Annotated in this window: 23 protein-coding genes; 9 read left to right on the top strand and 14 right to left on the bottom strand. The window is 70.5% G+C overall.

What is annotated here, in order from left to right; genetic code table 11:
- Nucleotides 1-176: 176 nt before the first annotated feature.
- From ACIRB1_RS13830 to ACIRB1_RS13820, 3 genes are all read left to right on the top strand, one after another.
- Nucleotides 177-3305, top strand: a complete 3129-nt coding sequence (locus ACIRB1_RS13830; protein WP_352183240.1) for a sacsin N-terminal ATP-binding-like domain-containing protein — start codon at nt 177-179, stop codon at nt 3303-3305.
- 124 nt (nt 3306-3429) lie between these two features.
- Entirely contained in the window at nt 3430-4209 is a 780-nt protein-coding gene (locus tag ACIRB1_RS13825) for a calcium-binding protein (RefSeq protein ID WP_403465661.1), read from the top strand.
- Nucleotides 4210-4427: 218 nt separating this feature from the next.
- Entirely contained in the window at nt 4428-5279 is an 852-nt protein-coding gene (locus tag ACIRB1_RS13820) for a hypothetical protein (RefSeq protein ID WP_403465660.1), read from the top strand.
- Between the two features lie 68 nt (nt 5280-5347).
- Here ACIRB1_RS13820 and ACIRB1_RS13815 read toward each other — a convergent pair whose 3' ends face one another.
- Both ACIRB1_RS13815 and ACIRB1_RS13810 read right to left on the bottom strand, forming a co-directional pair.
- Nucleotides 5348-7744: a cation-translocating P-type ATPase gene (locus ACIRB1_RS13815; protein ID WP_403465659.1), complete on the bottom strand. Its 2397-nt coding sequence runs from the start codon at nt 7742-7744 to the stop codon at nt 5348-5350.
- Nucleotides 7745-7857: 113 nt separating this feature from the next.
- Nucleotides 7858-8139, bottom strand: coding sequence for a DUF2530 domain-containing protein (locus tag ACIRB1_RS13810; RefSeq protein WP_352183244.1), 282 nt, complete (start codon nt 8137-8139; stop codon nt 7858-7860).
- Nucleotides 8140-8326: 187 nt separating this feature from the next.
- Here ACIRB1_RS13810 and ACIRB1_RS13805 point away from each other — a divergent pair, with 187 nt between their 5' ends.
- On the top strand, nt 8327-9721 hold the full coding sequence (locus ACIRB1_RS13805; RefSeq protein WP_352183245.1) for an NCS2 family permease: 1395 nt from the start codon (nt 8327-8329) through the stop codon (nt 9719-9721).
- Between the two features lie 18 nt (nt 9722-9739).
- Here the strand turns inward: ACIRB1_RS13805 and ACIRB1_RS13800 are convergent, their stop codons facing one another.
- Nucleotides 9740-9928 (bottom strand): ribbon-helix-helix protein, CopG family, encoded by a 189-nt coding sequence (locus tag ACIRB1_RS13800; RefSeq protein ID WP_266776641.1) that lies wholly within the window; start codon nt 9926-9928, stop codon nt 9740-9742.
- 148 nt (nt 9929-10076) lie between these two features.
- Between ACIRB1_RS13800 and ACIRB1_RS13795 the strand changes: the two genes are divergently transcribed.
- The 3 genes from ACIRB1_RS13795 to thpR all read left to right on the top strand — a co-directional run bounded on the left by ACIRB1_RS13795 (nt 10077) and on the right by thpR (nt 12620).
- Nucleotides 10077-10514: a MarR family transcriptional regulator gene (locus tag ACIRB1_RS13795; protein WP_352183246.1), complete on the top strand. Its 438-nt coding sequence runs from the start codon at nt 10077-10079 to the stop codon at nt 10512-10514.
- A 124-nt stretch (nt 10515-10638) separates the two neighbouring features.
- Nucleotides 10639-11910, top strand: coding sequence for an MFS transporter (locus ACIRB1_RS13790; protein ID WP_403465789.1), 1272 nt, complete (start codon nt 10639-10641; stop codon nt 11908-11910).
- 137 nt (nt 11911-12047) lie between these two features.
- Nucleotides 12048-12620, top strand: coding sequence for an RNA 2',3'-cyclic phosphodiesterase (gene thpR, locus ACIRB1_RS13785; protein ID WP_352183248.1), 573 nt, complete (start codon nt 12048-12050; stop codon nt 12618-12620).
- A gap of 227 nt (nt 12621-12847) precedes the next feature.
- Here thpR and ACIRB1_RS13780 read toward each other — a convergent pair whose 3' ends face one another.
- The 3 genes from ACIRB1_RS13780 to ACIRB1_RS13770 form a co-directional block, all read right to left on the bottom strand.
- Nucleotides 12848-13840, bottom strand: a complete 993-nt coding sequence (locus ACIRB1_RS13780; protein ID WP_266771229.1) for an aldo/keto reductase — start codon at nt 13838-13840, stop codon at nt 12848-12850.
- Between the two features lie 43 nt (nt 13841-13883).
- A complete protein-coding gene (locus ACIRB1_RS13775; protein WP_352183250.1) occupies nt 13884-14480 on the bottom strand; it encodes a Uma2 family endonuclease in 597 nt (198 codons plus the stop codon).
- Between the two features lie 146 nt (nt 14481-14626).
- Nucleotides 14627-15403, bottom strand: a complete 777-nt coding sequence (locus ACIRB1_RS13770) for an SGNH/GDSL hydrolase family protein (RefSeq protein ID WP_403465658.1) — start codon at nt 15401-15403, stop codon at nt 14627-14629.
- Between the two features lie 136 nt (nt 15404-15539).
- On the opposite strand from ACIRB1_RS13770, the gene ACIRB1_RS13765 reads away from it, so the two are divergent.
- Together ACIRB1_RS13765 and ACIRB1_RS13760 are read left to right on the top strand one after the other, a co-directional pair.
- A complete protein-coding gene (locus ACIRB1_RS13765; protein WP_352183252.1) occupies nt 15540-16532 on the top strand; it encodes a WD40 repeat domain-containing protein in 993 nt (330 codons plus the stop codon).
- 162 nt (nt 16533-16694) lie between these two features.
- Complete coding sequence (locus ACIRB1_RS13760) at nt 16695-18260, top strand: cellulase family glycosylhydrolase (RefSeq protein WP_403465657.1); 1566 nt, start codon at nt 16695-16697, stop codon at nt 18258-18260.
- Nucleotides 18261-18333: 73 nt separating this feature from the next.
- Here the strand turns inward: ACIRB1_RS13760 and ACIRB1_RS13755 are convergent, their stop codons facing one another.
- The 8 genes from ACIRB1_RS13755 to ACIRB1_RS13720 form a co-directional block, all read right to left on the bottom strand.
- A complete protein-coding gene (locus ACIRB1_RS13755) occupies nt 18334-19137 on the bottom strand; it encodes an acyl carrier protein (RefSeq protein WP_403465656.1) in 804 nt (267 codons plus the stop codon).
- A 268-nt stretch (nt 19138-19405) separates the two neighbouring features.
- Nucleotides 19406-20524 (bottom strand): phosphoserine transaminase, encoded by a 1119-nt coding sequence (gene serC, locus ACIRB1_RS13750; RefSeq protein ID WP_352183255.1) that lies wholly within the window; start codon nt 20522-20524, stop codon nt 19406-19408.
- 111 nt (nt 20525-20635) lie between these two features.
- Nucleotides 20636-21856: a cytochrome P450 gene (locus ACIRB1_RS13745; RefSeq protein WP_403465655.1), complete on the bottom strand. Its 1221-nt coding sequence runs from the start codon at nt 21854-21856 to the stop codon at nt 20636-20638.
- A 117-nt stretch (nt 21857-21973) separates the two neighbouring features.
- Nucleotides 21974-23179 carry a cytochrome P450 gene (locus ACIRB1_RS13740; protein ID WP_352183257.1) on the bottom strand — a complete coding sequence of 402 codons (1206 nt, stop codon included), beginning with the start codon at nt 23177-23179 and terminating at the stop codon, nt 21974-21976.
- Nucleotides 23176-23817 carry a GTP-binding protein gene (locus tag ACIRB1_RS13735; RefSeq protein ID WP_403465654.1) on the bottom strand — a complete coding sequence of 214 codons (642 nt, stop codon included), beginning with the start codon at nt 23815-23817 and terminating at the stop codon, nt 23176-23178. The genes ACIRB1_RS13740 and ACIRB1_RS13735 overlap by 4 nt, the downstream gene beginning before the upstream one ends.
- Nucleotides 23798-24142, bottom strand: a complete 345-nt coding sequence (locus tag ACIRB1_RS13730; protein ID WP_266771248.1) for a DUF742 domain-containing protein — start codon at nt 24140-24142, stop codon at nt 23798-23800. The genes ACIRB1_RS13735 and ACIRB1_RS13730 overlap by 20 nt, the downstream gene beginning before the upstream one ends.
- Entirely contained in the window at nt 24139-24546 is a 408-nt protein-coding gene (locus tag ACIRB1_RS13725) for a roadblock/LC7 domain-containing protein (RefSeq protein ID WP_266771250.1), read from the bottom strand. The genes ACIRB1_RS13730 and ACIRB1_RS13725 overlap by 4 nt, the downstream gene beginning before the upstream one ends.
- Nucleotides 24543-26222, bottom strand: a complete 1680-nt coding sequence (locus ACIRB1_RS13720) for an ATP-binding protein (protein WP_403465653.1) — start codon at nt 26220-26222, stop codon at nt 24543-24545. The genes ACIRB1_RS13725 and ACIRB1_RS13720 overlap by 4 nt, the downstream gene beginning before the upstream one ends.
- Nucleotides 26223-26334: the final 112 nt, after the last annotated feature.

The raw sequence follows: 26334 nt of genomic DNA, 5'->3' as shown, positions 1-26334 counted from the left end.
CATCCCCGTCCACCGCACCGTCACCCTCGACCTGGATGAACTCCCGGTTCCGGAGCCCGAGTCAGGGGCCGGCGCGCGCTGCCCGACGTGGGGCGGGCCGGCGCCCCCTCCCCGGCAGCTCCACCCTCCTCCGCGCGGTACCTTCGTCGCGACGCCGATGAGGAGAGTGAACGTACGTGAGTAAGTTCGTGCGGCCCGCTGCCGAGGGTGCCGACCCGTTCGGGACCGCCCGTCTGCGGCGTGGGGTGCTCGATGCCTGGGCGACCAGCCCGGCCCGGTTCCGGGAGGACGCCAACGCCGAGGAGGACCTCGTCCTCGGCGGGTACCGGGACCGGCTCGTCGTCGAGCTCGCCCAGAACGCCGCCGACGCCGCCGCCCGCGCGGGCGTGGCCGGCCGGCTGCGGCTCACCCTCCGCGACGGCGTGCTGTGCGCCGCCAACACCGGCGCTCCCCTCGACGCCACCGGCGTCGAATCCCTCGCCACCCTGCGCGCCTCCGCGAAACGCGACGCCGGTGACAGCGCCGTCGGACGGTTCGGTGTCGGCTTCGCCGCCGTAGTCGCCGTCACCGACGAACCCGCCGTCGTCGGCCGCCACGGCGGCGTCCGCTGGTCCCTCGCCGAGGCCCGCGACCTCGCCGACGACACCGCCCGGCACAGCCCGGGACTCGGCACCGAGATCCGCCGCCGCGACGGCCACATCCCGCTGCTGCGCCTCCCGTTCGCCGCCGAGGGCACCGCCCCCGACTCCTACGACACCGTCGTCATCCTCCCCCTGCGCGACACCGCCGCCGAGGACCTCGCCGAGCGCCTCCTCGACGCCGTGGACGACGCTCTTCTGCTCGCGCTCCCCGGGCTCATGGAGGTCGTGGTCGAGGTCGGGGACCAGGCACCCCGCACCCTCACCCGCCGCACCGACCGCGCCGACACCGTCGTGGACGACAGCCGGGACGGCAGCACCCGCTGGCGTACCGTCGCCGCGCACGGGGAACTCGCCAAGGAACTGCTCGCCGACCGGCCCGTAGAAGAGCGGCTGCGGCCCTACTGGTCCGTCACCTGGGCCGTGCCCGTCGACGAGGACGGGACGCCCGCCCGGCCCCGCACCAGCCCTGTCGTGCACGCGCCCACGCCCAGCGAGGAACCCCTGGGCGTACCGGCCCTGTTGATCGCCTCGCTGCCCCTCGACACCACGCGCCGCCACGCCGCGCCCGGCCCGCTGACCGACTTCGTGGTGGAGCGCGCGGCGGAAGCCTACGTCGAACTCCTCGCCGCCTGGCGGCCGGTGACCGCCGGCATCATCGACCTCGTGCCCGGCCCGCTGGGCAAGGGAGAGCTGGACGGCACCCTGCGCCAGGCGATCCTGGCGCGACTGCCGCGCACCTCCTTCCTCCCGCCCGCCCTCGAACCCGCCCCCGACGACACGGAGTTGCCCGAGGCGCTACGGCCCCGGGACGCCGAGGTCGTCGAGGGCGCGGGCGCCGACACCGTGCGCGTCCTCGCCGAGGTGCTCCCCACCCTCCTGCCCGCCGGCCTCGAACGGCGCGTGGAACTCAGGACGTTGGGCGTCGCCCGGCTCCCCCTCACCGACGCCGTCGACCGGCTGGCCGGCCTGGAGAAGGACCCGGAGTGGTGGCGGCGGCTCTACGACAGCCTCGCGGGCGTCGACCCCGACCGGCTCACCGGACTGCCCGTGCCGCTAGCCGGGGGAGGCAGGACGACGATCGGGCCGCGCCAAGTCCTCCTCCCCACCGCCGACTCCGCCCAGGTGGAGCCCGAAGTCCTCGCCCGCCTCGGCCTCAAGGTCGCCCACCCGGACGCCGCGCATCCTCTCCTGGAGAAGCTCGGCGCCCTGCCCGCGACGCCCCGCGCGGTGCTCACGACCCCCCAGGTACGGGCCGCCGTGGCCGCCTCCCTCGACGAGGAGGGCGGGGCCATGTGGGACGAAGCCGCCCCGGACAGCGACGAGTTGGCGGAGACCGTGCTCGCCCTGGTCCGGGACGCGGGCCTCGAACCCGGTGACGAACCCTGGCTCGGCGCCCTCGCCCTGCCCGACGAGGACGGCGAACTCGCCCCCGCCGGTGAACTGGTGCTGCCCGGAAGCCCGTTCGCACAGATCATGCGGGAGGGGGAACTCGCCTTCGTCGATGCCGAGTTGGCCGATCGCTGGGGCGAACAGCCGCTCGCCGCCTGCGGAGTCCTCGCCACCTTCGCCCTCGTCCGCGCCACCGACGTCGTCCTCGACCCGGACGAACTGGAGCCCCGCGACGGCGACTTCGCGGAACCCGACGACCCGGGTCTGCTGGACTCCGTGGACGTGTGGTCGGAGGACGTCCTCGACCGCTTCCCGGACACCCCCGTACCCCCCGTCGCCACGGAACTGGTCGCCGTCCGCGACCTGGACCTCGTCGACGACGACCGCTGGCCCCAGGCCCTCGCCCTCCTCGCCCAGCCCCCGCTCCGTGACGCGATCACCCAGCAGGTCCGCATCCTGCTGCCCGACGGCACCCACGAGGTCGTACGCCCGTACACGGCCTGGTGGCTGCGTGGCCACCCGGTCCTCGACGGCCGCCGCCCGGCGGGCCTGCTCGCGGCCGGCGGAGACCCGCTCCTGCGCGGTCTCTACGACGAGGCCGACGCGACCGGCTTCGACGACGAACAGGTACTCCGGGCGCTCGGCGTCCGCACCTCCGTGGCCGCCCTGCTGGACGAGCCCGGCGGCGCCGCCGAACTCCTCGACCGCCTCGCCGACCCCGACCGAGAGGTCACCGGCGCGCAACTGCACGCCCTGTACGGCGCGTTGGCCGACCTCGACCCGGAACAGGTGACCCTCCCGGACGACCTGCGGGCCGTGGTCGACGGCGAGGTGACGGTCGTGGACGCGGCGGACGCGGTGGTCGTCGACTCCCCGGACCTGCTCCCCTTCACCACCGGAGTCCCGCTGCTGCCCGTCCGCCCGTCCCGCGCCGCCGAGCTGGCCGAGCTCTTCCAGGTCCGCCGGCTCAGCGAGTCGGTCACCGGCGAGGTCACCTCCGAGGGCACCGAACACGACGTACCGGAGTCCGTCCGCGTCCTCCTCGGCCCGCTCACCCCCACGACCTACGTCGAACACGACGAACTCGTCGTGGACGGCACCGAGATCGACTGGCGCCGCGGCCGGGACGGCGTCCTGCACGCCTCCACCCTGGAAGGCGTCGCCGCCGGCCTCGCCTGGGCGGCGGGGCAGTGGCCCCGGCGGTTCGAGGTGGCGGCGCTGCTGGAGGACCCGTCCAGGACGGGGGAGCTGGCCCGGGACCGGTGGTTCGACTGAGCCGAGGAGCGAGCTTCACGACTCTCGCGGAAATCTTCCACGAGTCGTACGACCATTCCCTTTCGTCGCGGATCTGATCGTCCGGGCCGACCGGCCCACGATCACTTCTGTAACTGGGGAATCCATGCGCATGCGTGCCACCCTCGGCGTCGTCACCGGCGCCTTGGCCCTCTCGGCCCTCGCCGTACCCGCCGCACAGGCCGACGAGGTCCACGGGGACACCACGATCTCGGGCGTCGTGGTGAACGGCGGGAAGCCGGTCGTCGTCGCCGCGACCGCGAAGAAGACCTTCACCGTCAGCTTCACCGTGAAGGACGCCTCCGGCGTCGGCTGGGCGCAGGCCGTTCTCTACCACGGTGCGGACATCGACTCCTCCGACACCGGTGCGGTCGCCAACAGCAGCGACCACCGCGCCACCTGCACCAAGGTCAACGCCACGACCTCCACCTGCAAGTCGACCTTCGACGTGCAGTCGGGCACCAACGCCTTCAACTTCGCGGCCGGCGGCTGGAAGGTCTGGGCGATCGCCACGGGCAAGGACAGCGACTACGTCCAGAAGGGCAACGCCAAGACCTTCCAGGTCCAGCGGCTGTCCAAGCTCACGGCCGACGCCACCCCGGAGCCCGTGAAGAAGGGCAAGACCATCACGGTCACCGGCAAGCTGACCCGCGCGAACTGGGACGCCGGCACGTACTCCGGTTACTCGACCCAGCCGGTGAAGCTCCAGTTCCGCAAGAAGAGCTCCAGCACCTACACCACGGTCAAGACCATCAAGACCAGCTCCAACGGCAGCCTGAAGACCACCGTCAAGGCCACGGTCGACGGCTACTTCCGCTACAGCTTCTCGGGCACCTCGACCACCCCGGCGGTCAACGCCACGGGTGACTTCATCGACGTGAGGTAAGGCGTCCCCCGGTCCTGGTGGAAGGCGGAATGCCAGCCTTTCACCAGGACTTCGTCATCCCCGCATAAAATCCGCCTCAGACGTACAACCGTTCCCACCCGTCGCGGATCAGATCACGTGAGCCAACAGGCTCCGCCATCACTTGGGTCCCGGCGCAGACGACGAGCCGTTCGGAACGACCAGCGCGTCGGGGCCCCCTTTCTCCACTTGGGGAACGCATGCGCATAAGCGCCACCGTGGCAGCCGTCTCCGGCGCCCTGGTCCTCTCCGCCTTCGCCGTACCGGCCGCGCAGGCCGCCGACGCCCCGTCCGGCAAGGCCGCCTTCGGCGCCGCCACCGCCGACGGCAGCGCCACCGCCGCCGCCACGCTCGACGTCACCTTCTCCAAGGTGAAGGTCAACAGCGGCAAGGCCGTCGTCGTCGGCGCCACCGCGAAGGTCGCCATCCCGGTCACCTACACCGTGACGCACGACGCGAGCCTCGACGTCAGCACCGACAACTTCGCCAGCGGCCCGCTCATCTACCGCGGCTCCTCCATCACCACCGCGACCAGCGAGCTCATCAGCGACGACCCGGGCACCTGCACCGCCGCCTCGACCACCGTCCTGAACTGCAAGGGCACCATCTACATCCGCCCGTCCGACGGCGACGTGACGAACGCCGAAGCCGGCACCTGGAAGGCGGGCGGCCTCGCCATCACCGCCGACGGCGCTCTCAAGACCCAGGGCGACCAGGGCAACGTCCCGGTGACCCGCCTGGGCAAGCTCACCGTCAACGCCACCCCGGAGCCCGTGAAGAAGGGCAAGACCATCACGGTCGTCGGCAAGCTGACCCGTGCGAACTGGGACGCCAACAACTACACCGGCTACTCCACCCAGCCGGTGAAGCTCCAGTTCCGCAAGAAGAACTCCACCACGTACACCACGGTCAAGACCATCAAGACCACCACGAACGGCAGCCTGAAGACCACCGTCAAGGCCACGGTCGACGGCTACTTCCGCTACAGCTTCGCGGGCACGCCCACCACGGCCCCGGTCAACGCCGCGGGCGACTACGTGGACGTCAAGTAACCATCCCCAAGAGCAGCTGCCCGCGCCCCGCAACAAGGGCCGCGGGCAGCCGCCTTTTCAGGGCCCGCTCACCCCACCGCCCGCCGGTCGACAAGCCGCCACACCACTTCCAGCACCGCCCCCGCCACCACCGAGATCCCCACGGCGATCCACGGCATGGTCACCCCCACCAGCTTCAGAGCGAAGAAGTGCTGAAGCCAGGGCACGACCAGCACGACCACGAACGCCGCGCCCATCGAGGCCACCAGGGTGATCCGCCACCAGGTGTAGGGCCGGGCGATGATCGCCAGCACCCACATCGAGATCAGAAACAGGGTCAGGGTCGCCGCGCTGGTCTCCGCACCCAACGATCCCTTCCCCGTGTAGTAGTGACGGGCGATCAGATACGTCACGAAAGTCGCCACGCCGGCGATCGCCCCACCCGGGATCGAATACCGCATCACCCGCCGCACGAAATGGGGTTTCGCCCGCTCCGTGTTGGGCGCCAGCGCGAGAAAGAACGCCGGAACCCCGATCGTCAACGTGGACAACAGCGTCAAGTGCCTTGGCAGGAACGGGTATTCGACCCGCCAGCACACCACCAGCACGGCCAGCAGCACCGAGTACACCGTCTTCACCAGGAACAGCGTCGCCACCCGGGTGATGTTCCCGATCACCCGCCGCCCCTCCGCGACCACCGAAGGCAACGTGGCGAAGCTGTTGTTGAGCAGCACGATCTGTGCGACCGCCCGCGTCGCCTCGGACCCGGACCCCATCGACACCCCGATGTCGGCGTCCTTGAGGGCGAGTACGTCGTTCACCCCGTCCCCGGTCATCGCGACGGTGTGCCCGCGCGACTGCAACGCCGCCACCATGTCCCGCTTCTGCTGCGGAGTGACCCGCCCGAACACCGTGCCCTCGTCGAGGGACTTGGCCATCTCCTCCTTGTCCGAGGGGAGTTGACGCGCGTCCACGACCTTCCCGGTGAGCCCCAGCTTCTTCGCCACCGCGCCCACGGACACCGCGTTGTCCCCGGAGATGACCTTCGCGTGCACGTCCTGGTCCGCGAAGTACGCCAGCGTCTCCGCCGCGTCGGGCCGCAGCCGCTGCTCCAGCACCACCAGCGCGGTCGCCGACGCCTCCCGCGTCACCTCGGGATCGTCCAGCTCTCCCGAGACCCGCGCCAGCAGCAGCACCCGTAGCCCCTGCTCGTTCAGCCGCGCGGTCTCCGCGAGCGCGGGATCGTCGTCGGCCAGCAGCACGTCCGGCGCCCCGAGCAGCCAGGTGCTCGACTCCCCGTCGCTCTCGCTGAACGTCGCCCCGCTGTACTTCCGTGCCGACGAGAACGGCAGCGACTCCACGCACCGCCACTCCCCGCTGTCCGGACAGGCCGCGATGATCGCCTGCAAGGACGCGTTCGGCCGCGGGTCCGACTTCCCGAGCGCGCCGAGGACTTTGCGTACGTACGTCTCGTCGGCCCCGCCCAGCGGGCGCAGTTCGGTGACGTCCATCCCGCCCTCGGTGAGCGTGCCGGTCTTGTCGAGGCAGACCGTGTCGACGCGGGCGAGCCCCTCGATGGCCGGCAACTCCTGCACCAGGCACTGTTTCCGGCCAAGCCGGATGACCCCGATCGCGAAGGCCACCGAGGTGAGCAGGACGAGCCCCTCCGGGACCATCGGGACGATCCCGCCGACCGTCCGCGCGACGGAGTCCTTGAACCCGTGCTGTTTCACGACGAGTTGGCTGATGACCAGGCCGATCGCGGTCGGGATCATCATCCACGTCACGTACTTGAGGATCGTGGAGATACCGGTGCGCAGTTCGGAGTGGACGAGCGTGAACCGGGACGCCTCCTCGGCGAGTTGGGCCGCGTACGCCTCGCGCCCCACCCTCGTCGCCTCGAACGCCCCGCCGCCGGCGACCACGAAACTCCCGGACATCACCGGGTCCCCGCGCCGCTTGACGACCGGGTCCGCCTCACCGGTGAGCAGCGACTCGTCGATCTCCAGGCCGTCGGCCTCGACGCACTCCCCGTCGACGACGACCTTGTCACCGGGCCCGATCTCGATGAGATCCCCGAGCACGATCTCGGAGGTGCTCACCTCCGCCGCGGCCCCGTCCCGCCGTACCGTCGGCTTCGCCTCGCCGATCACCGCGAGGGAGTCGAGGGTCTTCTTCGCCCGCCACTCCTGGAAGACACCGATCCCGGTGTTGGCGATGATCACGTACCCGAACAGGCTGTCCTGGACCGGCGCGACGAACAGCATGATCAGCCAGAGGACGCCGATGATCGCGTTGAACCGGGTGAAGACGTTCGCGCGGACGATCTCGGCCAGGGAGCGGCTGCTGCGCACGGGGACGTCGTTGACCTCCCCGCGCGCCACCCGTTCGGCGACCTCGGCGGTGGAGAGCCCGCGTGCCCGCGCCGCCGGGACGGGGACGGGGTGCACAGGGTCGAGTTCGGCGCCCGCGTCGGTGTGCGTCATGCATTCGACGGTACGTGCGGTTTTACGGCTTCACCCGCCGAGTGCCCGGAAGATCCGACCAGGGGAGGACGGCGGGCGGGGCGGGCTGATGCCCCGGGTGGAGAGGGGACTCATCACTCCGCAGCAGGAGCGGGACCCCGCGCCTCGGCCTCGGCCGCCATGCGCTTGAGCGCCGCGTCGCGCCCCCGGACATACCAGATGCCGATCAGCCCGAGTCCGCTTCCGGCCAGGCAGGTCCACAGCCACCACAGATGACCGTGGTCGTCGAACCAGCCGTAGAAGGGGAGCTGGACCAGGAAGAGGACGAACCAGAGGATCGTGCCGCCGATGATGGTCGGGACGATCGGGCCCTCCAGGGGCTCCGGTGCCTCGTGTGTCGGTGTCCACTTCGCCATGGCCCCAGCTTACGAGGCGGTGCGACGGGCCTGTGCGGCGGTGCGACGCGCTGATGAGGGGGCGGCGGGCGCTGGGCGGGGACACGCGGCCCCACGCCGGTCTACGCGCGGAGATAGCGCCTGACGTCTTCATATGTTCATACTGAAACGGTTTCCGTCTGTCCACTTCTGCTCGTAGGAACATCCAATGCCGACCGCGCTCGACCGTTACTTCAAGATCTCCGAGCGTGGCAGCTCGCTACCCCGCGAGATCCGCGGCGGCTTCGCCACCTTCTTCGCGATGGCGTACATCATCGTGCTCAACCCGATCATCCTGGGCAGCGCGAAGGACATGTACGGCCACCACCTCGACAACGGCCAGCTGGTCACCGCGACCGCCGTGACGGCCGCGTTCACCACCATCCTGATGGGCGTCATCGGCAACGTGCCGATCGCGCTGGCCGCCGGACTCGGCGTGAACTCCGTCGTCGCCCTCCAGCTCGCGCCCCGCATGTCGTGGCCGGACGCGATGGGCATGGTCGTGCTGGCCGGTCTCGTCGTGATGCTGCTGGTCGCCACCGGGCTGCGCGAGCGCGTGATGAACGCGGTGCCGTACGGACTGCGCAAGGCCATCTCGATCGGTATCGGCCTGTTCATCATGCTGATCGGGCTCGTGGACTCCGGGTTCATCTCCCGCATCCCGGACGCCGCCCAGACCACCGTCCCGCTCCAGCTCGGCGGCGACGGTCACCTCAACGGCTGGCCGGTCCTCATCTTCATCCTCGGCGTGCTGCTCACCCTCGCGCTGATCGTCCGCAAGGTCTCCGGCGCGATCCTGATCTCCATCGTCACGATGACGGTCCTCGCGGTGATCGTGAACGCGGTCGCGACGATCCCCTCCTGGGGCCTGACCACCCCGAAGTGGCCCGGGAACCCGGTCGCCACCCCGGACTTCGGCCTGATCGGCAAGTTCAGCCTGTTCGGCGGCTTCTCCAAGGTCGGCGTGCTGACCGGCATCCTCTTCGTCTTCACGGTCCTGCTGTCGTGCTTCTTCGACGCGATGGGCACGATCATGGGCATCAGCGACGAGGCGAAGCTGACCGACGGCGAGGGCAACATGCCCGGCATCAACAAGGTCCTCTTCGTCGACGGCATCGCCGTCGCGGCGGGCGGCGCCAGCTCCTCGTCCGCGACGACCTGCTTCGTGGAGTCCACGGCGGGCGTCGGCGAGGGCGCGCGCACCGGCCTCGCGAACGTCGTCACCGGCGCGCTCTTCGCCGTCGCGCTGTTCCTCACGCCGATCGCCACGATGGTCCCGTCCCAGGCGGCCACCCCCGCGCTGCTCGCGGTGGGCTTCCTGATCCTGTCGGGCTCCGTCAGGGAGATCGACTGGGCCGACCACACGATCGCGATCCCGGCCTTCATCACGATGCTGATGATGCCGTTCACCTACTCGATCACCAACGGCATCGGCATGGGCTTCATCACGTTCGTGGTGCTGCGGCTGGTGGCGGGCCGGGGCCGGGAGGTCCCGGTGCCGATGTACGTCGTCGCGGCGGTCTTCGGCTTCTACTACCTGATGCCGGCGCTGGGTCTGACCTGATCCGCGCCGCTACGGCCGTCACGTGACGCCGTAGAACTTCTCCGTCTCCTCGACGGCGGTCTGGAACCGCTCGTCGAAGTCGTCCCGGATGAGCGTCTGGACCACATAGTCCTGGACGCTCATTCCCCTTTTCGAGGCATGGTCGCGGAGCCGTTCGAGCAGCTCCCCGTCTATCCGCAGGCTGAGCACGCTGGTCCCCATGAACACGAGGGTCCGGGGCGTCTCCGGGTGGCGCGTGACGTTCCGCGTCGGGATCACTCATATGGGTGATGTAAGGGTTCAGTGTCCAGGGTCACGGGCATCCCGGCGTGTCGCCATTGGTCTTTAGCGAGAGTAATGAGTTACGCTAAAGAACATGCCGGACCTTACCCATGGCGACGACGCTGCCGCCGTGAACTCCCTGCGAGCAGCCGTGATGCGGTTGTCCCGTCGACTCAAGCACCAGCGGGTCGACGAGTCACTGAGCCCCACCGAGATGTCGGTGCTCGGCACCCTGTCCACCTGCGGCAGCGCGACCCCTGGCGAGCTCGCTCGCAAGGAGCATGTGCAGCCGCCCTCGATGACCCGCATCGTGGCGCTGCTCGAAGCGAAGGGTCTGGTCCAGCTGGAACCGCACCCCGAGGACCGGCGCCAGAAGGTCGTCACCAAGACCCCCCAGGCCGAGGCGATGCTCGAAGAGAGCCGCCGCAAGCGCAACGCGTTCCTGGCCGGCCTGGTCGACGGCCTCGACGAGGACGAGTGGGCGAAGATCGTCGCCGCCGCCCCCGTGCTGGAGAAACTCGCACACCTGTAAAACACGTTCTCTGTAGGAGGCGACTTTTTTGAGTCCGGGACCCGGAGCAGACTCCGCCCCCGCGCCAGCCACCCCCGACTCCCCGCCCACCCCTGACACCGCCGGACGCACCGGCAAGTCCTCGATGTTCAGCTCGCTGAAGATCCGGAACTACCGCCTGTTCTTCATCGGCCAGGTCGTCTCCAACACCGGCACCTGGATGCAGCGCATCGCCCAGGACTGGCTGGTCCTCAGCCTCACCGGCTCCTCCGCCGCCGTAGGCATCACGACCGCCCTCCAGTTCCTGCCGATGCTGCTCTTCGGGCTCTACGGCGGTGTCCTCGTCGACCGGCTGCCCAAGCGGCCCACGCTGCTCGTCACGCAGTCCGCGATGGCCCTCACCGGCCTCGCCCTCGCCGCCCTCACCCTCTCCGGCCACGTCCAGGTCTGGCACGTCTACGTCGCCGCCTTCGCCGTCGGTCTCGCCACGGTCGTCGACAACCCGGCCCGGCAGTCCTTCGTCTCCGAGATGGTCGGCCCCGACCAGCTCCAGAACGCGGTCAGCCTGAACTCGGCGAACTTCCAGTCCGCCCGCCTCGTCGGCCCCGCCGTCGCGGGCGTCATGATCACCGGCGTCGGCACCGGCTGGGCGTTCCTCTTCAACGGCCTGTCCTTCGTGGCCCCGCTGGCCGGCCTGCTCCTGATGCGCAACCGCGACCTGAAGGTCGTCGAGCGCGCCCCGCGCGGCAAGGGCCAGCTCCGCGAGGGCCTCCAGTACGTGGCCAAGCGCCCGGACCTGATCTGGCCGATCGTCCTCGTCGGCTTCATCGGCACCTTCGGCTTCAACTTCCCGGTGTGGCTGTCGGCCTACGCGGACGACGTCTTCCACGCGGGCGCCGGCGGGTACAGCCTCTTCAACACCCTGATGGCGGTCGGCTCCCTGGTCGGCGCCCTGCTCGCCGCCCGCCGCGGCACCGCCCGCCTCCGCGTCCTGATCGCGGCGGCCGCGGCCTTCGGCCTGCTGGAGATCGTGGCCGCGGTGGCACCCTCCTACTGGCTGTTCGCGCTGCTCATGATCCCGATAGGCATCGCCGGCCTGACGGTCAACGTCACGGCCAACACCGCCGTCCAGATGGGCACCGACCCGGCCATGCGGGGCCGCGTCATGGCCCTGTTCATGATGGTCTTCATGGGCGGTACGCCGCTGGGCGCCCCCGTCGTCGGCTGGATCACCGACGCCTACGGCCCCCGGGTGAGCTTCGCCCTCGGCGGCGTCATCGCGGCGGCCGCAGCCGCCACGATCGGCCTGGTCCTGGCCCGGATGGGCGACCTGCGCCTGTCCTTCGGCTGGAACCATGGCCACCCGAGCGTCGCCTTCGTACCCCGGGAACGGGAGCAACTGGCCACGGCGGCCTGACCGTTGCGGACCGGCCCGGAGGATGTGCGTGTCACACCCTCCGGGCCGGCACCTGTCCCGGCCGCCGGTACTCCCGGACGAGCCACTCGACGGCCCCGTAGGGCACCCACGCCGAGGAGTGGTGGAAGGCTGCCCCCATGAGACTCTTCGCGGCCCTCCTGCCGCCCGAGGACGTACTGGCCCAACTCGGCACGGCCGTCGACGAGTTGCGGGCCCTCCCGGGCGCGGACGCGCTCCGCTGGATGGGCCGCCCGGGGTGGCACTTCACGCTCGCCTTCTACGGCGAGGTCGACGAGGACGTCGTACCCGACCTGTCCGCCCGGCTGGAGCGGGCCGCGCGGGCGACCGGGCCGTTCGGGCTGGCGGTGCGCGGCGGCGGGGAGTTCGGGCAGGGGCGGGCGCTGTGGGCCGGGGTGGACGGCGACGTCGCGGCACTGCGGCTGCTCGCCGACCGGTGCGAGGCGGCGGCGCGGGAGGCCGGCGTGGCGTTGGGGGAGCACCGGCGCTATCGCCCGCACCTGACCGTGGCGCGGAGCCGGGAGGCCGTGGACGTACGGCCGTATGCCGAGCGGCTCGACGGCTTCGCCGGGCGGGCATGGACGGTCGGGGAGCTGGCGCTGGTACGCAGCAACCTGCCGACGTCGGGTGCGCCCGGCGAACAACCCCGGTACGAGGCGGTCGGCCGCTGGGAGCTGGGGGCGGCCGGTTAGGCTCGGATACGTGGACCCCAAAACCCGGAACCGGATCATGGCCGGTGTGCTTGTGCTGTTGTTCGTTGTCGTCGGGCTCGCCGCGGCGCTCGGTAAGTGAGGGCGGGGCGCGGGGGACTGCGCGATCACCGCCGGCTGCGCGTCCGCGGGGGCCGGCCGCGCCCACGCGGCGGAGCCGCACATGTCATCGCCCCGCGCCCCTGAAAAAAGGCGCTCGCCCTCGCCGACTACCAGGCGAAGGCCTCCGGCGACGGACCGGGACCCGGGAAGATCTCGTCCAGTGACGTGAGGAGTTCCTCGCTCAGGTCCAGTTCCACGGCGCGCAGCGCGCTGTCGAGCTGTTCGGCGGTGCGCGGGCCGACGATCGGGCCGGTGACGCCGGGGCGGGTGAGGAGCCACGCCAGAGCCGCTTCGCCGGGCTCGATGCCGTGCTTGTCGAGGAGGTCCTCGTAGGCCTGGATCTGGGCCCGCGAGGTCGGGTTGGCGAGGGTGTCCGCGGCCCGGCCGCTCGCCCGGCGCCCGCCCGTGACCTCCTTCTTGATGACCCCGCCGAGGAGTCCGCCCTGGAGCGGGGACCAGGGGATGACCCCGAGGCCGTACTCCTGCGCGGCCGGGATGACCTCCATCTCGGCGCGGCGCTCGGCGAGGTTGTAGAGGCACTGCTCGCTGACCAGGCCGATGGTGCCGCCGCGGCGGGCGGCGATCTCGTTGGCCTGGGCGATCTTGTATCCGGGGAAGTTCGAGGAACCGACGTAGAGGATCTTGCCCTGCTGGATGAGGGTGTCGATCGCCTGCCAGATCTCCTCGAAGGGGGTGGCGCGGTCGATGTGGTGGAACTGGTAGATGTCGATGTAGTCCGTCTGGAGCCGCTTGAGGCTGGCGTCCACGGCCCGCCGGATGTTCACCGCGGAGAGTTTGTCGTGGTTGGGCCAGGCGTCGCCGTCGGCGGCCATGTTGCCGTAGACCTTGGTGGCGAGGACCACCTTGTCGCGGTGGACGGGGCTCTTGGCGAACCAGCTGCCGATGATCTCCTCGGTGCGGCCCTTGTTCTCACCCCAGCCATACACGTTGGCGGTGTCGAAGTAGTTGATACCGGCGGCCAGCGCCGCGTCCATGATCCCGTGGCTGTCCGCCTCGTCGGTCTGCGGGCCGAAGTTCATCGTCCCGAGAACCAGTCGGCTGACCTTGAGGCCTGTGCGTCCGAGCTGCGTGTACTTCATGAGTGACCAGCCAACGACTTCGAGTGCGCTCTACGCAAGGGGGTCAGTCGCGGGGGAAGTCGCCGGTCCTGAGGGTGAGGTCCAGGGGAGTAGCGGTCAGGTCGACATCGGTTCCGTACGCGACCCGCAGCTCGCACCGGTAGTCGCCGCCCTTGGGTTCGGTGTACACGATGCACCGGTGCCTGTAGGGGTCGGCGACGAGGTACACAGGAACCTCGGCGGCGGCGTAGGCCTCCTTCTTGGGGCCGTAGTCGTTGGATGCCGTCCCTTGTGAGATGACCTCGGCGACGAACTCGATGTCCTCGTACCGCCAACGGCCCGCTTCGTCCTTCGCCGCGCCGTCGCGGAGCTTGGCGACGTCGGGGCAGAAGCCGTTCTGATTCCCCGGGAAGTCGATCCGGACATCGGAGAAGACCCGCGCGTGCCGCCTCCCGAAGCGATCTTCGAGAGCCCAGAGGATCTCGCGAATGGTTTCCCAGTGGATGTCCCGCTGCGGAGTCATGTAGACGAAGCCCCCGACGATCTCGGCCTTGTATCCCTCGGGGACGGGCAGTCGCTCAAGTCGCTCGAACCATTCGTCCAAGCGCTCGGTGTTCTCGTCGGCCATGTCGATCTCGATCCTGTCGTCCAGGACGGTCATCCGGCGCTCCTCCCCGGCCGCTCCCACGAACGGGCACAGCCAGCAGTACAACGATACGCACGGTGACCGGGGTACGTGGTGATCACGCCATCGACCGTCGAAATCCGGTTGCCCCCACACCTGAGCCGGGACGACACCCCCGGCCGTCAGCGCCAGGCGGACCGCCTGGACGAGGAGTGGGCCGACCGGTACCTGTCGTGGTCCCGGGCCGCGCCCCCGTGTTCCTCGTTCGCGTTCTCGCTCCCGCTCTCGTCGCCGTACTCGCCCCCCACCCCCCACGCCTGATGCATCGCCCCCGCGAACGCCCCCGCGATCTTGTGCTCACCGGCCGCGTTCGGATGGGTCCCGTCGTACGTGTCGTGGTCGACGTCGTACGACTCGGGGAGGGAGGCCAGGAGAAGCGGGGAGCGCCGTTCGTCGAGGTCGGCGACGGCCTTCGCCTGGAGTTCGTTGAAGAGGGCGACCTCGGTGGCGAAGGGGACGTCCGTGCGGGCCCGGACGTTCGGTATCACCGGCAGGAACACCATGCGGACGGAGGGCTTCGCGGCGCGGGCCTCCGCCACGAAGGAGCGCAGGTTCTCGGCCGTCTGCCCCGCGTTCGTGTAGAAGCCCAGGTCGATCAGGCCGAGGGAGACGAGGAGCACGTCCGCCCGGTGCGCGCGCACCGCCTCGCCGATCAGCGGAGCCATGTGCAGCCAGCCCTCACCCCAGCCGGCCAGGTGGAAGTGCGGGAAGTCGGGGTCGGCGTACTCGTACGACGTGGGCGTGTCCGTCGCCTTGTCGTACAGCGTCTCGCGCGGGCCGACCACGGCGAACGGACCGCCGTAGGTCGCGCGCAGGTGCTGCCACATCCGGTAGCGCCATGTGTGTTCGCCCGCGCTCCCGATCGTCATGGAGTCGCCTACGGGCATGAACCTGAGCATCCGCTCATGATGGACGATCAACCGCCGGGGGATGGAACGGGCGGGGTGTGAGGCCCACCACGCCCCCCTGCCCGGCAAGTCCACCGCCGCACCAGCCCGCCCGCTGCCCCGCCGTGCGGGATGGCAGGCTTGCCCCATGCGTCGCTTCCTCGCGTTCCTCGGCGCCGGCTTCCTCGTCGGCGCGCTCGCCCTGCCCGCAACCGCAGCAGCACCGGCCGCCGCCGACGACGGAGGCAAGGGCGACAAGGGGTTCACGATCTCGGACTCCCGCATCACGGAGTCCAGCGGCCTCGCCGCCTCGCACCTCCACCCCGGCATCTACTGGACGCACAACGACAGCGACGACGGCCCGTACCTCTACGCCGTCGACAGCGCCACCGGCAAGACGGTCGCCACGGTCACCTTCAGCGGCGTCGGCAGGCCCCGGGACGTCGAGGCGATCTCCATCGGCCCGCACAACGAGATCTACGTCGGCGACATCGGCGACAACCTCGACGGGACCTGGCCCTACGTCTGGATCTACAAGCTGCCCGAGCCGAAGGTGCTCAAGGACCAGACGATCCGGGCGACGCAGTACGTCGTGAAGTACTCGGACGGCGCCCGCAACGCCGAGTCGCTGGTCGTGCACCCCAAGACCGGCCGCGTGTACATCATCGACAAGAAGGAGGACGGCGGCCACCTCTTCGAGGGACCGGCCACGCTCTCCACCTCGGGCACCAACTACTTCAAGCCCATCGCCGCCGTGGACCTCTGGGCCACCGACGCCGCCTTCTCCCCGGACGGCCAACAGCTCGCCGTACGCGGCTACTTGGGCGGCATCTACTACGACTGGAACGGCGGGAAGATCAAGCGCGCGGGGCGTCTGGACGTACCGCTCCAGGGGCAGGGCGAGTCCGTCAGCTACTCGCCCGACGGCACCAAGCTGCTGTACGGAAGCGAGGGCACCGACAGCCCGGTGCAGGCCGAGGACGCCCCCGGCGGTGGTTCGGGTTCCGCCAAGTCACCCTCGGGCGGCGGGAGTTCGGCGAGCGGCGACAGTTCGAACAACAACGTCAAGCTGGGCGCGGTGGCCGTCGTGGTCGTCTGCGGCGCGCTCTTCGGCCTCCGGCGCCTCACCCGCCGGCGCTGAACTCCCGGGCCGCTTCCACAGGTTCGGCCGCCGACTGTGGACGATTGCCGATGTCCGTTGCCTTGACGTGTCCATGTGGCGTGGCTTCCATGGAGGGTGTCGGGTGGTGGGAGCGCTCCCATCGGTTCCGGACCCGCCCCTCCCGAGAGAGGAAGCAGCGACATGTTCCGCAGCTTGAGAAGAGCGCTGGGGGTCGTCGCCGCGGCGCTGTTGCTGCCGCTGGCCGGCGTCCATGGAGCGCAGGCGGCCGATGCGGCGAGTACGGCGCGTGCGGCGAGCGCAGGGAGTGCGGCGGGTGCCACGGCCGCCGCCCCCGGCGCCGGCTACTGGCACACGAGCGGCCGCCAGATCCTGGACGCGGCGGGCCAGCCGGTCCGTATCGCCGGGATCAACTGGTTCGGCTTCGAGACCGCCAACTACGTGGTCCACGGCCTCTGGTCACGCGACTACAAGAGCATGATCGACCAGATGAAGTCGCTGGGCTACAACACCATCCGCCTCCCCTACAGCGACGACATCTTCAAGTCCGGCACGGTCCCCAACAGCATCGACTTCTCCAACGGCAAGAACGCCGACCTCCAGGGCCTCAACTCCCTCCAGATCATGGACAAACTGGTCGCCTACGCGGGCCAGGACGGTCTGAAGGTCATCCTCGACCGGCACCGCCCGGACGCGTCGGGGCAGTCGGCGCTCTGGTACACGGCGGCGGTGCCGGAGTCGACCTGGATCGCCAATCTCCGCTCCCTGGCGGCCCGTTACGCGGGCCAGTCGACCGTCATCGGCATCGACCTTCACAACGAGCCGCACGATCCGGCCTGTTGGGGCTGCGGTGACGTCGCGACGGACTGGCGGCTGGCGGCGGAGCGGGCGGGCGACGCGGTGCTGTCGGTCAACCCGGACCTGCTGATCTTCGTGGAGGGCGTGCAGACGTACAACGGCGTCTCCGGCTGGTGGGGCGGCAATCTGATGGGCGCGGGCCAGTACCCGGTGCGACTGACCGTCCCCAACCGGGTCGTGTACTCGGCCCACGACTACGCGACGAGCGTGGCCCAGCAGCCCTGGTTCAGCGACCCGTCCTTCCCGGCGAACATGCCCGGCGTGTGGGACAAGTACTGGGGCTACCTCTTCCGGCAGAACATCGCCCCGGTGTGGGTGGGCGAGTTCGGCACGACCCTGGCGTCGACGGTGGACCAGAAGTGGCTTGCGGCACTGGTGAGTTACCTCCGCCCGACCTCGACCTACGGCGCCGACTCCTTCTCCTGGACCTTCTGGTCCTGGAACCCCAACTCCGGTGACACCGGCGGAATCCTGAAGGACGACTGGCAGACGGTGGACACGGTGAAGGACGGCTACCTGGCCGGCATCAAGGCCCCGGGCTTCCCCAGCACGGGATCGGGCGGCGGGGACGGAGGAGGCGGCGGGTCCACGGCCGCGTGCACGGCGATGTACACCACCACCAGCGACTGGGGCGCCGGCTTCAACGCGTCCGTGACGGTGACGAACACGGGTGCGTCGGCGCTCAAGTCCTGGCAGGTGAAGTGGACCTGGCCCGGCTCCCAGCAGATCACCACCATGTGGAACGCGACGTACACCCAGACCGGGACGAGTGTCACGGCGGTGAACGCGGATCACAACGGGGCCGTGGGCGTGGGGAGTTCGGCGAGTTTCGGCTTCGGAGGCGCTCCGGGGGGCGGGGCTGTGCCCACGGTGAGCTGTACGGCGACGTAGGGCGGCCGAGCAGTCCGGGGCACCCGGCACCCGGAAGCCGGTGGTGCCCCCCCTCCTCACCGTGGGCCTCCAACTACCCCCGGGGCAAGGACGTGTTGGTGATCGGGAGCTTCTGGGTCGCCCCGGCCACGTACAGGTCTCTCGGAGCCGTGCGGAGCACGAACGTGTCGTCGTAGGAGGAGACGCGGACCGACATGACGAAGAAGCCGTCGTCCTCGGCGGTCACCTTCACGTGGTACTGCTGCTCCCAGTACGTCTGGAGGAAGACCTCCGTGCCCTCGGGCTCGACGCCCTGGGGGAGGGTGACCTTGCCCTGGACGGTGAGGATGTCGCCGGCCTTCACCTTCTTCTTGTTGACGGAGTAACTGATCTTGCTGGTACGGGCCTTGGCGGCGACCGTGGTCTCCGTGAAGTAGCCGTCCTGCGGCGTGTTGGGGTCGCCGTCCTCGTCGTAGGAGGCGGTGATGTGCACGTCGTGCTGGACGTTGAGCAGGCTGCTGCCGCCCGAGTGGTCGATGTCGACGTCCGGGACCGTGAACTTCCCGTTGGCGTCGGTGACCGGCTTGCCGAGGTCGCGGGGCTCGTAGTAGTTGGGGTCGATCGGGTCGCCCCACGGGTTCCAGGTCGTGAACTGGACGACTTCCTGGAGGGTGACGGGGATGTTCGGCGCCGGGGTGCCGTCGGCCTTGGTGACGGTGCCGGTGACGTCGACGTGCCGTTCCTGGTAGTTCGTGGTGGTGGGGCTGGTCGTCACGGTCAGGACGTACGCCTTGGAGGGGGCGTCGTCCGCGGAGGCGGCGGGCGCGGACAGGGCGCCTGCGGCGAGCAGCAGTGCGGCGGTGGCGGCGAGCCGCGTCGGCAGGGATTTCCTGGGCATGGGGCAACTCCAACTTCGGTCGGTGGCAGAGGAGTTGCGCCGCAGGTGTGCGACGCACCGGGTTCGACCGGCCGGGTCGGGCGGGAGTTGCTCCCTGTGCGTTCGCTGTTACGTGGCTGTGGTGTGCGGGTGGTTTGTCCGGTTTTCGGGTTCACCTGGACTTCGGCCGCACGCTGCCGTGTATTGCCCTACGACGACGAAAGGCGCCCCGCGGACCGGCCGCGGGGCGCCTTTCGTCGTCGTAGCGAGAACGACTGTGACCAGGGAACTACAGCTTCTCGATGACGTAGTCGACGCACTTCGTCAGCGCCTCGACGTCCGCCGGGTCGATCGCCGGGAACATCGCCACGCGGAGCTGGTTGCGGCCGAGCTTGCGGTAGGGCTCGGTGTCGACGATGCCGTTCGCGCGCAGGACCTTGGCGACGGCCGCCGCGTCGATCTCGTCGGCGAAGTCGATCGTGCCGATGACCTGCGAGCGCTGGGTGGGGTCGGACACGAACGGGGTGGCGTACTTCGAGTCCTCCGCCCAGGTGTACAGACGGGTGGACGAGTCCTTCGTGCGGGCCGTCGACCAGGCGAGACCGCCCTGACCGTTGATCCACTCCAGCTGCTCGTTGAGGAGGAACAGGGTGGCCAGCGCGGGGGTGTTGTACGTCTGGTTCTTGCGGGAGTTGTCGATCGCCGTGGGGAGACTGAAGAACTCCGGGACGTGGCGGCCGGACGCGTGGATGCGCTCGGCGCGCTCGATCGCGGCCGGGGAGAAGACGCCGATCCACAGGCCGCCGTCGGAGGCGAAGGACTTCTGCGGGGCGAAGTAGTAGACGTCCGTCTCGGCGATGTCGACCGGGAGGCCGCCCGCGCCCGACGTGGCGTCCACGAGGACCAGCGCGCCCTCGTCGGCGCCCGCGACGCGCTGGACCGGGGCCGCGACACCCGTCGACGTCTCGTTGTGCGTGAACGCGTACACGTCGACGCCCGCCTCGGCGGCCGGGTCCGGGTGCGTGCCGGGGTCGCTCGCGATGACGGTGGGCTCGGCCAGCCACGGGGCGAGCTTGGCCGCCTTGGCGAACTTCGAGCTGAACTCGCCGAAGTTCAGGTGCTGGGACTTGTTCTCGATCAGGCCGTGGGTCGCGACGTCCCAGAAGGCCGTCGAACCGCCGTTGCCGAGGACGACCTCGTAGCCCTCGGGGAGCGAGAACAGCGCGGAGACGCCCTCGCGGACCTTGCCGACCAGGTTCTTGACCGGGGCCTGGCGGTGGGAGGTGCCGAGCAGGGACGTGCCGGTGGCGGCCAGGGCGTCCAGCGCCTCCGTCCGCACCTTGGAGGGGCCAGCGCCGAAACGTCCGTCGGCGGGCTTGATGTCAGCGGGAATCTGGATATCAGCCACGAGCGGGAGCGTATCTCCTCGGCGAAACGGGACGGAAACGCGTCCGTTCGATGAGACGACCACTCCGGCTCGTGGACCGACGGCGAGCTAGCTGTGGCGATCTACGGCGATCTACGGCGTCAGCCGGACCGGCAGCTCGTAGAGGTCGTTCTGCGTCACCACCGGCTTGTTGCGGAGCTCCGACGCCGGGACCGCCAGGTCAAGGGCCGGGAACCGCTCGTAGAGCGCCGGGAGCGCCACCCCCGCCTCCAGCCGGGACAGTGCCGCGCCGGGGCAGACGTGCGGGCCGTGGCCGAAGGAGATGTGCCGGTTCTCGCTGGTGCGGGTGATGTCGAACTCGCCCGCCGTCGGCCCGTGGGCCTCCTCGTCACGGCCGATCGCGGCGTACGACACGATCAGCGCGTCCCCGGCCGGAAGGGTCCTGTCGCCGACCTGGACGTCCTCCGTGGCGAAGCGGATCAGGACGTGCGAGGTGGGCGTCGAGTGGCGCAGGGTCTCCTCGATCACCGAGGACCAGTCCGCCTCGCCGGCCAGCACCAGGGCCCGCTGGACGGGGTGCGCCGACAGGTTGACGACCGTGTTGACGATCAGCGAGATAGTCGTCTCGTGGCCGGCCGCGACCATCAGCTGGAGCGTGGAGACGATCTCCTCGTCGGTGAGGTGGTCGCCGTTCTCGGAGGCCAGGATCAGCGCCGAGGTCAGGTCGTCGCCGGGCTCGGCACGCTTGGCCGCGACCGTGTCCGCCATGATGCCCGCGAGTTCCGTGAGCGTCGCGATGACCTCCGCCGGCGGGGTCTGCGTCGAGAAGAACTTCTCGAACAGCTCCTTCAGCCGCGGGAGCCGGTCCTCCGCGATGCCCATGAGGTCGGCGATGACGTACATGGGGAGCGGGTACGCGAACGCCGCCTTCAGATCCACGACATCCCCCTCCAGGCCGTCCAGCAGGCCCTCCGTGAACTTCGCTATCCGATCCCGCATCTGCTCCACCCGGCGCGGGGTGAGCGCCTGCGCGACCAGCGTGCGCATCCTGCGGTGGTCGGCACCGTCCACGGTCAGCATCGAACGGCCCGGGTTCGCGAGCCCGATCAGCGGCCAGTCCGCGGGGATCTCACCGCGCTGCCAGGCACCCCAGACGTTGATGTCCTTCACCAGCCGCGGGTCCGTGAGCAGCTGCTTCGCCTCGGCGTGCCGGGTCACCGCCCACACGGGCACGCCACCGGGCAGCTCCACGGCGGCCAGCGGACCGGCCGCGCGCAGCCTGGCGCTCTCACCGTCCAGGTCGCCGACGAACGGGTCGAGGACGATACGGGTCTCTTCGGTACCGGTGCTCATACAGGTGCCTCCAAGGGCAGGGGTGGGGTGCCGCGTCCCCCGGGGTCGTGGTCAACTCCCGGGCCCCCGGCGGGCGTTGTGGTGCCGCCGGGGTGACGCAGGATCGGGTCCGGAAGCTCAGAGCGCGGGCACGGGCGTGAACCGCACCGGCAGTTCCGTCAGCCCCCGCAGCCACGGCGAGGGCCTGCGGGTGAGGGACTCGGCGGGTACGGCCAGGTCGATGTCCGGCAGCCGGTCCAGGACGACCTCGATACCGGTCCGCGCGATCACCTCGGCGACCTCCTGCGCCGGGAACGGACACCGGTGCTCGCCGTGCCCGAAGGAGAAGTGCGCGTTGTTGCCGCCGGTGAGCGCGGCGCCGTCGGTGCGGACCTGGGGGTCGGAGTTGGCGCCCTGGAGGCCGAGGAGGAGCAGGTCGCCCGCGCGGATGCGGCGGCCGGCGAGCTGGGTGTCGCGGGAGGCCCAGCGCCCGGCCACGTTCTGGGTCGGGGTGTCCTCCCACAGGACCTCGTTCATCGCCTCGGCGACACTGTTGCGGCCGCCGAACAGCGAGGCCGCGAACCGGTCGTCGGTCAGCATCAGCCGCAGCGAGTTGCCGATCCAGTCGGCGGTCGGCTGATGGCCGGCCGCCATCATCACCATCAGGTCCTGGGCGATCTCGACGTCGTTGAAGCCGGACTCGTGCGTCAGCATCCGCGACACGACGTCGTCGGCCGGCTCGTCCTTCCGGTCGGCCAGCAACCGCCCCATGGACGTGGCGAGATGGGTCTGCCCGGCGATCGCGCGCTCCCGACCGTCGATCATGTCGTTCAACGCCGTCACCAGGCCGGGACCCTGCTCGTCCCGGAAGCCGTAGAGCCGCGCCAGGACGCGCACCGGCAGCAGCATCGCGTAGTCGCCGACGAGGTCCGTCTCGCCCTTGGCGCAGATCCCGTCGATCAGCTCGTCGGCGAACTTCTCGGTGTACGAGCGGAGTTCGGACGGGTCGACGGCCTCCAGCGCGTCGCTGATCATGCCGACGCGCTCGCGGTGCCGTTCGCCGACCGTGTAGAGGATCGACGGCTGCTTGCGGCCGATCATCGGGAGCAGCGGCCAGTCGTCGGGGATGTCGTCCCACTGGTTCCACAGGTCGGAGTCGCGGCTGAACAGGACGGGATCGCCGGTGACTTGGTGCAGCTCGCGGTAGCCGAGCACCAGCCAGGCCGGGATGCCGCCGTCGAGCACCACGGGTGTCACGGCGCCGTGCTCGCGCCGCATCTCCCGGTACAGCTGCGCCGGTTCGGTCTGGAACCTGGGTCCACTCAGCGGTACGGGCGCGGTCACAGGGCCAACTCCTGGTGGGGGGCGTGAACTTGGGTGTCGTAGCGACCGCTCCGCGGGCCGTGGTGGTTCCTGACGTACTCGACCAGGGTGATCAGGACCTGCTTCGCGGACGCGCGGGAGCGGGCGTCGCAGTCCAGGAGCGGGACGTGCGGATCGAGGTCGAGGGCCTCGCGGATCTGCTGCGGGGCGTAGGTGGGGCCGCCGAAGTCGTTGCAGGCCACGATGAACGGGGTGCCGTGGTCTTCGAGGCGGTCGATGGCGTACCAGGAGTCGCCGATCCGCCGGGTGTCCACGAGGACGACCGCGCCGAGCGTCCCGGAGAAGAGCCGGTCCCAGAGAAACCAGAACCTCTCCTGGCCGGGGGCGCCGAACAGATACAGCACATTGCGGGCGTCGAGCGTGATGCGGCCGAAGTCGAAGGCGACCGTGGTCGCGGACTTGCCGCGCACCTCGCTGATGTCGTCGACGGCCTCGCCGGCCTTCGTCATCGTCTCCTCGGTGTTGAGGGGACGTATCTCGCTGACCGAGCGGACCAGCGTGGTCTTGCCGACGCCGAAGCCGCCGACGACCACGATCTTCAGGCCGTTGTCGGCGGTGGCACCCAAGGGGGTGCGCGCGTCAGAGGTTGCGGAGTCCAACGAGCACCTGTTCCAGGACGTCGGGATCGAGAACGGCCTTCCGCGGATGCCGGGCACTGACCCGGCCGGCCGCGAGAAGGTCGGAGAGGAGGATCTTGGTGATGGACACCGGGAGCTTCAGCTCGGCCGCCAACTCGACGACGGCCGTGGGGTGTTCGGTGAGCCGCAGGATCGCCGCGTGCTCCGACTGCATACCGGCCACCGGGTCGCACTCGGCGACCACGAGGGTCACCAGGTCGAACGGGTTGTCCGGTGCGGAGCGGGCGCGGCCCCCCGTGAGCGTGTAGAGGCGGTCGGGCGAGTCGTCCCTGCCGGGGCGGCTCATGACGTACGCGGTTCCGCGCGCAGGTGCTCGCCGAGCTGTTCGACCAGCTCGCTCATGTTGTGCCCGATCAGCCCCGCGTCCGCGTCCTCGGTGGTGACCAGCGCCAGGTGGGCGCCCTCGCCCGCCTCGACGATGAACAGCACCCCGCCGTAGAACTCCGTCATCGCGGAGCGCACGCCTCCGCTGCCGTCGCCGAATTCCACCGAGGCGCCGTGCGACAGCGACTGGATCCCCGCGGCGATCGCGGCGAGCTGGTCGGCCTGGTCGACGGAGAGTTCGGGGGTCCGGCACAGCTTCAGGCCGTCCCGGGACAGCACGAGCGCGTGCCGCGCGCCCGGGGTGCGCTCCAGGAGGCCCTCGATGAGCCAGGTGAGCTTCTCGTCGGCGGTCGTCGTGCCGGTCATGAGGTGGCGTTGCCTTCCGGGTGGGAGGGGGAGGTGACGGGTTCCGCGGCTGCGGAGGGGTCCGGGTCGGGGCTCGCGGCGCGCACGGCCTGGCGGAAGCTGTTGAAGCGGGCGGTGCGCGCGAGGGTGTCGTCGGCGGAGGGCGCGGGGCGGGGCGTCTCGGGGGCCGGGGACTCGGCACGCGCGCGTGACCGCTCGGCCTCGGCGAGCGCCTGACCCCGGCGGCGCTTGGGCAGGCCTTCGGGCAAGGTGTTCGCGGTGTCCGGCGCCGGGTCCGGGAGCGTGCCCCGGTCAGGGGACTCGTGCGTGGGCACCGGGTCCGGGTCCAGATCGGCGAGGGTGCGCCCGGCGGCGTAGGACATCCACGGCTGCTCCACGGCGGCGGGCTCGCGAACGGCCTCCGTGTCAGCCGGCGTTGATCCCTCCGGGGTCGACGATTCCGGGAGCGGGAGGGAGTTCTGCGGCGCGGGGGCGTCCTGGGGCACCAGGATGTCCTGCGGTACGAGCATCAGGACACCGGTGCCGCCGCGCGCGGAGGGCCGGTACGACACCTTCAGGCCGTACTTGCGGGCGAGGCGGCCGACGACCGCGAGGCCGAGGCGGGTACCGGTGAGACCGCCGAGTTCGACGGCGTCGCCGGACACCGCCCGTTCGGCGCGCCGGAGTTGGATGTCGCCCATGACGAGACCGCTGTCCTCCACCGAGAGGATGACCCCGGCGGGCACTTCTTCCACGTAGACATGCACTTCGGCGCTCGGCGGCGAGAAGTTCGCGGCGTTGTCGAGGAGTTCGGCGAGCGCGTGCATCACGCCCTCGGCCGCGTGCCCGGCGACGGCGGCATCGCTCGCGGAGTGCACGCGCACCCGCTGGTAGCCGCTGATCCGGCCCATCGCGCCGCGCAGGATCGACTCCATGGCGATCGGGCGGGCCCAACGGCGGCCGGAGCGGGCGCCGGTCAGGACGGCGACGGAGTCGGCGAGGCGGCCCGCCTGCGCGGTGCGGTGGTCGAGGTGGAGCAGGTCAGCGAGGACGTCCTCATCCGAGTGCCGCTCCTCCATGGCGCGCAGGTCGGCGAGCATGCCGGTGGCCAACGCCTGCATCCGGCCCGCCGCGTTGGCGGTCGCGGAGAGCGCGGCGGCGCGTTCGTGGGAGTCGCGGCGGGCCCGCTCGGACAGCTGCCTGTTCTCGGCGGTCAGCCGGGCGCGCTCCAATTCGCCCTCCTCCGTGAGGCGGGCGCGCTCCTCCGCGAAGGAGGTGGTCAGCCGCAGCCGCTCCTGGGCGAAGTCGGAGGTCAACCGGGCGCGTTCCTGCGAGAGTTCGGCGGTCAGCCGGGCCCGCTCGTGGGTCAGCTCCTCGGTCAGCTGCACCCGCTCGCGGTCGAAGTCCGTGCTCAGCCGGGCCCGTTCCTGCAACAGCCGCCCCGCGTCCAGCGTGACGGCCTCCAGCCGGCGGCGGGTGATACGGGCCGTCTGGTACGCGTGCGTGGCGATCGCGACGGCCGCGCACAGCAGCAGCGCACCGGCGCTCGCCGCGCACGCGACCGCGAGGCGCTTCGCGTCGGGGGTCACATAGACCGCGCCGACGACCGCGAGCGCGGCCAGTACGGCGGTGAGCACGGGTACGGGGGCGACGGTGCGGAAGGTGGGGCGTTCGCCGGGAAGCATGGGGGCGGTCATGAAGGGGGTCCTCGGTCGGGTCCTCGGGCGTCTTTGGTCGGGGGTCCTCAGTCGTCCTCGGTCGTGTCCTCGGGGGGTGCTCGTCGGGTTCTTGGGCGAGAAGCGACACCGG

Source organism: Streptomyces sp. NPDC096013 (assembly GCF_044763565.1).
Classification (GTDB): Bacteria; Actinomycetota; Actinomycetes; order Streptomycetales; family Streptomycetaceae; genus Streptomyces.
Note: the sequence above shows the minus strand (reverse complement) of the source record. Positions and strands in the feature narration are given on the sequence as shown.

Bases quoted from the DNA above. Each gene is read 5' to 3' on its own strand.
- ACIRB1_RS13815 (WP_403465659.1), bottom strand. From the start codon at position 7,744: ATGACGCACACCGACGCGGGCGCCGAACTCGACCCTGTGCACCCCGTC.
- ACIRB1_RS13790 (WP_403465789.1), top strand. From the start codon at position 10,639: ATGTTCAGCTCGCTGAAGATCCGGAACTACCGCCTGTTCTTCATCGGC.
- ACIRB1_RS13810 (WP_352183244.1), bottom strand. From the start codon at position 8,139: ATGGCGAAGTGGACACCGACACACGAGGCACCGGAGCCCCTGGAGGGC.
- ACIRB1_RS13730 (WP_266771248.1), bottom strand. From the start codon at position 24,142: ATGAGCCGCCCCGGCAGGGACGACTCGCCCGACCGCCTCTACACGCTC.
- ACIRB1_RS13820 (WP_403465660.1), top strand. From the start codon at position 4,428: ATGCGCATAAGCGCCACCGTGGCAGCCGTCTCCGGCGCCCTGGTCCTC.
- ACIRB1_RS13825 (WP_403465661.1), top strand. From the start codon at position 3,430: ATGCGCATGCGTGCCACCCTCGGCGTCGTCACCGGCGCCTTGGCCCTC.
- ACIRB1_RS13725 (WP_266771250.1), bottom strand. From the start codon at position 24,546: ATGACCGGCACGACGACCGCCGACGAGAAGCTCACCTGGCTCATCGAG.
- ACIRB1_RS13795 (WP_352183246.1), top strand. From the start codon at position 10,077: ATGCCGGACCTTACCCATGGCGACGACGCTGCCGCCGTGAACTCCCTG.
- ACIRB1_RS13765 (WP_352183252.1), top strand. From the start codon at position 15,540: ATGCGTCGCTTCCTCGCGTTCCTCGGCGCCGGCTTCCTCGTCGGCGCG.
- ACIRB1_RS13745 (WP_403465655.1), bottom strand. From the start codon at position 21,856: ATGAGCACCGGTACCGAAGAGACCCGTATCGTCCTCGACCCGTTCGTC.
- thpR (WP_352183248.1), top strand. From the start codon at position 12,048: ATGAGACTCTTCGCGGCCCTCCTGCCGCCCGAGGACGTACTGGCCCAA.
- ACIRB1_RS13720 (WP_403465653.1), bottom strand. From the start codon at position 26,222: ATGACCGCCCCCATGCTTCCCGGCGAACGCCCCACCTTCCGCACCGTC.
- ACIRB1_RS13805 (WP_352183245.1), top strand. From the start codon at position 8,327: ATGCCGACCGCGCTCGACCGTTACTTCAAGATCTCCGAGCGTGGCAGC.
- ACIRB1_RS13775 (WP_352183250.1), bottom strand. From the start codon at position 14,480: ATGACCGTCCTGGACGACAGGATCGAGATCGACATGGCCGACGAGAAC.
- ACIRB1_RS13755 (WP_403465656.1), bottom strand. From the start codon at position 19,137: ATGCCCAGGAAATCCCTGCCGACGCGGCTCGCCGCCACCGCCGCACTG.
- ACIRB1_RS13770 (WP_403465658.1), bottom strand. From the start codon at position 15,403: ATGCTCAGGTTCATGCCCGTAGGCGACTCCATGACGATCGGGAGCGCG.
- ACIRB1_RS13760 (WP_403465657.1), top strand. From the start codon at position 16,695: ATGTTCCGCAGCTTGAGAAGAGCGCTGGGGGTCGTCGCCGCGGCGCTG.
- ACIRB1_RS13780 (WP_266771229.1), bottom strand. From the start codon at position 13,840: ATGAAGTACACGCAGCTCGGACGCACAGGCCTCAAGGTCAGCCGACTG.